This is a genomic window from Citrobacter sp. (assembly GCF_050252275.1).
GTDB classification, from domain to species: Bacteria; Pseudomonadota; Gammaproteobacteria; order Enterobacterales; family Enterobacteriaceae; genus Citrobacter_A; species Citrobacter_A amalonaticus.
Window position 1 is genome coordinate 1 of the sequence record NZ_JBFWLF010000328.1, and the last position, 4,744, is coordinate 4,744.

At 51.8% G+C, this 4,744-nt stretch carries 3 protein-coding genes and 1 pseudogene; 1 reads left to right on the forward strand and 3 read right to left on the reverse strand.

The features are described 5' to 3' along the window. The 3 genes and pseudogenes from AB7E14_RS20675 to topA form a co-directional block, all read right to left on the reverse strand. Positions 1–76 (reverse strand): annotated as a pseudogene (locus tag AB7E14_RS20675) (YmiA family putative membrane protein); the annotation flags it as partial. 300 nt (positions 77–376) lie between these two features. After that, positions 377–1,351 (reverse strand): HTH-type transcriptional regulator CysB, encoded by a 975-nt coding sequence (cysB, locus tag AB7E14_RS20680; protein WP_043000536.1) that lies wholly within the window; start codon positions 1,349–1,351, stop codon positions 377–379. A 216-nt stretch (positions 1,352–1,567) separates the two neighbouring features. Continuing rightward, positions 1,568–4,165 (reverse strand): type I DNA topoisomerase, encoded by a 2,598-nt coding sequence (gene topA, locus AB7E14_RS20685; RefSeq protein WP_043000535.1) that lies wholly within the window; start codon positions 4,163–4,165, stop codon positions 1,568–1,570. A gap of 395 nt (positions 4,166–4,560) precedes the next feature. On the opposite strand from topA, the gene AB7E14_RS20690 reads away from it, so the two are divergent. Continuing rightward, positions 4,561–4,744: DUF2498 family protein (locus AB7E14_RS20690; RefSeq protein ID WP_428169878.1), on the forward strand; the 184-nt coding region annotated here is incomplete at its 3' end.

Below are 4,744 nucleotides of genomic sequence, written 5' to 3' on the forward strand. Positions count from 1 at the left end.
TCATCTCAGGGTCCCGACGTGGCTCCTGGTTTTCAGTCGGCATTGCTAACCTCATACAATCGGCATCACTTATCATTTAAGCACCAACAATCGGTACAATTAATCATCAGATGAGACAAATCCTAATGAAACTTTAGTCAAATATCCAGTGAATTTACGAATCGTTTCCAGTGAATAAATCAATCTTTTGATCGAAAATAAATATTTGAAAAGGGAAATTGGCGAGGCGGGGAATAAGACACTACTTTACGGTCGATTATCCATAATCATCATGTGGACATTATTATTACGCCAGCCTTAATAAAACCAATGGCGATTTAATTAAAACTTTCGGTATCTCCTGCCAACAAAAGATACCGACCGTTTTCTGTGACGATTACTTTTCAGGTAGTTTGATATCTTTAAACATCTCTTCTATTTCTTCGTTCGAGCGCAACGCCACGGCGGTATCCACCACGTCACGCGTCAAATGCGGGGCGAAACGTTGAATGAAATCATACATGTAACTGCGCAGGAACGTGCTGCGACGAAAACCGATCTTTGTCGTGCTGTGGCTGAAGACGTCGTGGGCGTCCACGCGAACCAGATCCGGATCGGACAGCGGATCGACGGCCATGCTGGCAATCACCCCCACTCCTAAGCCTAAACGCACGTAGGTTTTGATCACATCGGCGTCAGTCGCCGTAAAGACGATACGTGGCGTCAAACCTGCGCGGTTAAACGCGGTATCCAGTTCAGAGCGCCCCGTAAAGCCAAAGGTGTACGTCACCAGTGGATACTGTGCCAGTTCTTCAATGGTCACCGACCCTTTATTGGCCAGCGGATGCTCAGGCGTCACCACAATCGAACGATTCCAGTGATAGCATGGCAACATGACCAGATCGTCATACAGATGCAGCGCTTCCGTGGCAATGGCAAAGTCGGCATTTCCTTTTGAAACCGCTTCAGCGATCTGTGTGGGTGACCCCTGGTGCATATGCAACGACACACGCGGATAGCGCTCGATAAAGCCTTTAATCACATTCGGTAGCGCATAACGCGCCTGGGTATGCGTCGTCGCAATATAGAGAGAGCCTTTATCCGGCCAGGTATGCTCACCGGCAACGGACTTTATCGCATCCACTTTGGAGAGCACTTCGCGCGCAATGCGGATAATCTCCTGACCAGCCGGCGTCACCTGAGTCAGATGCTTACCGCTACGGGCAAAGATCTGGATGCCAAGTTCGTCTTCCAGCATGCGAACCTGCTTACTGATACCCGGTTGCGAGGTATAAAGGCCTTCCGCGGTGGAGGAGACGTTAAGGTTGTGATTCACCACCTCAACAATGTAGCGAAGCTGCTGTAATTTCATGTTAAACCATCCAGATTAGCGCCATCAGGTCATCGTTTCAGAGCAGGCAGTGATGCGCTGCTAATACGATTTAATAATAAAAAAGCCGTTAACTATAACCACTATATCATTAATAAACAGGCTGTATAGCGGTGAGTAAAAAATAATAAGTCCGCTATAAAAACAAAAAAAGGGCCGCTTACGCGACCCTCTTCAGCACAACTGCACCGTGGGCGGTTACTTCTTGCCTTCGACCCATTTACCATCAACAAAGAAGGCAGACCAGCCGGTCGCTTTCCCGTCTTTTTCAGCGGCAACATACTGCTGTTTGGTCTTACGGCTAAAACGCACCAGCGTTTTATTGCCTTCCGGATCCTGTTGCGGCGCATCGGCCAGATAACGCAGTTTTTCTGGCAGACGATCGCGGAAGCGGTATAACTCTTCCACCAGCGGTGCGCGCGTCTCACGGGATTTCGGGAAAGTATTGGCGGCCAGGAAGACCCCGGCAGCGCCATCACGCAGCACGAAATACGCATCCGATTTTTCACACGGCAACTCGGGCAGCGGAACCGGATCTTCTTTCGGCGGTGCAACTTCACCGTTACGCAGGATCTTACGGGTGTTTTTACACTCGTCGTTAGTGCATGCCATGTACTTACCGAAACGCCCCATCTTCAGGTGCATCTCAGAGCCACATTTTTCGCACTCGACGATCGGACCGTCATACCCTTTGATACGGAATTCGCCTTCTTCGATCTCGTAGCCGTCGCAGGTCGGGTTATTACCACAAACATGCAGCTTGCGCTTCGGATCGATCAGGTAGCTGTCCATCGCCGTACCGCACTTCTGACAACGACGTTTGGCGCGCAGGGCGTTGGTTTCCGCGTCATCACCTTCCAGCACGTTCAGGACTTCGTTTTCCGGCACCAGGTTAATGGTGGTTTTGCAGCGCTCTTTCGGCGACAACGCATAACCCGAGCAGCCAAGGAACACGCCAGTACTGGCGGTGCGAATTCCCATTTTGCGTCCGCAGGTGGGGCAGTCGATGCTGGTCAACACCATCTGGTTCGGACGCATCCCGCCCTCTTCCGGATCTTTCTCCGCTTTGTCGAGTTGCTGAGTAAAATCACTGAAAAAGTTGTCGAGCACGCCTTTCCATTCGATTTCGTGATTCGCGACCTGGTCGAGGCTGTTTTCCATCTGCGCGGTGAAATCGTAGTTCATCAGCTCGCGGAAATTCTCTTCCAGACGATCGGTGACAATCTCACCCATTTTTTCCGCATAGAAGCGACGGTTTTCCACCCGCACGTAGCCACGATCCTGAATGGTCGAAATGATCGACGCATAGGTCGACGGACGGCCAATTCCGCGTTTTTCCAGCTCTTTCACCAGCGAGGCTTCGCTGAAGCGCGCCGGTGGCTTGGTGAAGTGTTGAGCCGGGATCAGTTCAACCAGAGACAGCGCATCACCTTTATTCACCGCCGGCAGCGTCCGGTCTTCATCACCTTTACGCAACGCGGGCATCACTTTCGTCCAGCCGTCGAAGCGCAGAATACGACCGCGCGCCTTCAGACGAAAATCACCCGCACCCACGGTTAGGGTGGTGGAATCGTACTGCGCCGGGGTCATCTGACAGGCGACAAACTGACGCCAGATCAGCTGATACAGTTTTTGCGCGTCGGCTTCCATATCCTTCAGCGTTTCCGCCAGTACGGAGACGTCGGAAGGACGAATCGCTTCGTGTGCTTCCTGCGAATTTTCTTTGCTGGCGTACTGATTCGGACTTTCCGGCAGATATTTCTTGCCGAAATTGTCGCCGATGTAACCGCGCACCATATTCACGGCATCCTGACTCAGGTTGGTCGAGTCGGTACGCATATAGGTGATGTAGCCCGCTTCGTACAAACGCTGCGCCATCATCATAGTCTTTTTCACGCCAAAACCGAGACGCGTGCTGGCCGCCTGTTGCAGCGTGGAGGTGATAAACGGCGCGCCCGGCTTGCTGCTGGTTGGCTTGTCTTCACGTTCCAGAACGCTGTAGCGCGCTTTCTCCAGCAGGCTTACCGCCGCAAGCGTCTGCTCACGGTTCTCCGGACGAAACGGCTTGTCGTTCTGATGGGTCACCTGCAAAGGCAGCGCATCGCCGGAAGGCGTGGTGGTATTGGCATCAATTTCCCAGAACTCTTCCGGTACAAACGCTTTAATCTCGCGCTCACGCTCAACGACCAGACGCACCGCCACGGACTGAACGCGACCGGCTGACAGACCGCGAGCAATCTTTTTCCACAACAGCGGCGAGACCATATAGCCCACCACGCGATCCATAAAGCGACGTGCCTGCTGAGCGTTAACCCGGTCAATGTTCAGTTCGCCCGGCTTTTCAAACGCCTGACGAATCGCATTCTTGGTAATTTCGTTAAACACCACGCGACTATAACGCGTGTCATCACCCCCGATCACTTCCCGCAGGTGCCATGCAATGGCTTCCCCTTCGCGGTCAAGGTCGGTTGCGAGATAGATGTGGTCGGCCTTTTCAGCCAGTTGTTTCAGTTCAGAGACGACCTTCTCTTTACCGGGCAGCACTTCATAGTGCGCATCCCAGTTGTGCCACGGGTCAACGCCCATACGGTTGACGAGCGCGCCACGTTCATCCTTTTTGGGCTTTTTAGCCGTTTTGGTGGAGGTAGAGTCGGCGCTCTTTTTAGCTGCTGAGCCACTGGTCGGCAAGTCACGGATATGACCGACGCTGGACTTAACCACGTAGTCATTACCCAGATACTTGTTGATCGTTTTGGCTTTTGCCGGGGACTCAACGATGACAAGAGCTTTACCCATATTCACCTTTACCTAAATTGATTCTTCCAGGAATGCGTCGCACGTTGATACACCATCCACTGGCGACGAGCCACGGATATGGTCCCTGCGTCTGCGGATATCAACCCCTTGTACTGACTCTGTACACTAAATAGCCAGGTGACTGAGTTGACAGGTTTTTTCGCACAGAGGCGCTATAGCACGACGGAATTTCGGTCGAATGTCAAGCAAATCTGTTGCCTGGTTGACGAAAGCGTCACACTGTACCTGATAAAATTCGTTACGCAACTTTATTAGCATGCAAAACTAAATCCTGCCAGTCAGCAAAGGTTGACAACCCCTTGTACACACTGAGGGAATATTTGCCCAAAAGAGTCGGTCGGCGTAGACTAATGCCCTTGTTTAAGGAGTAAAAAATGCGCAAAGAGACACAACCTATCGATCGCGAAACGCTGTTGATTGAAGCCAACAAAATCATTCGTGAGCATGAAGATACGCTGGCGGGCATTGTTGCCACCGGTGTGACCCAGCGAAATGGGGTGTTGGTCTTCAGTGGGGATTACTTTTTAGACGAGCAAGGTTTACCCACGCCAAAGAGCA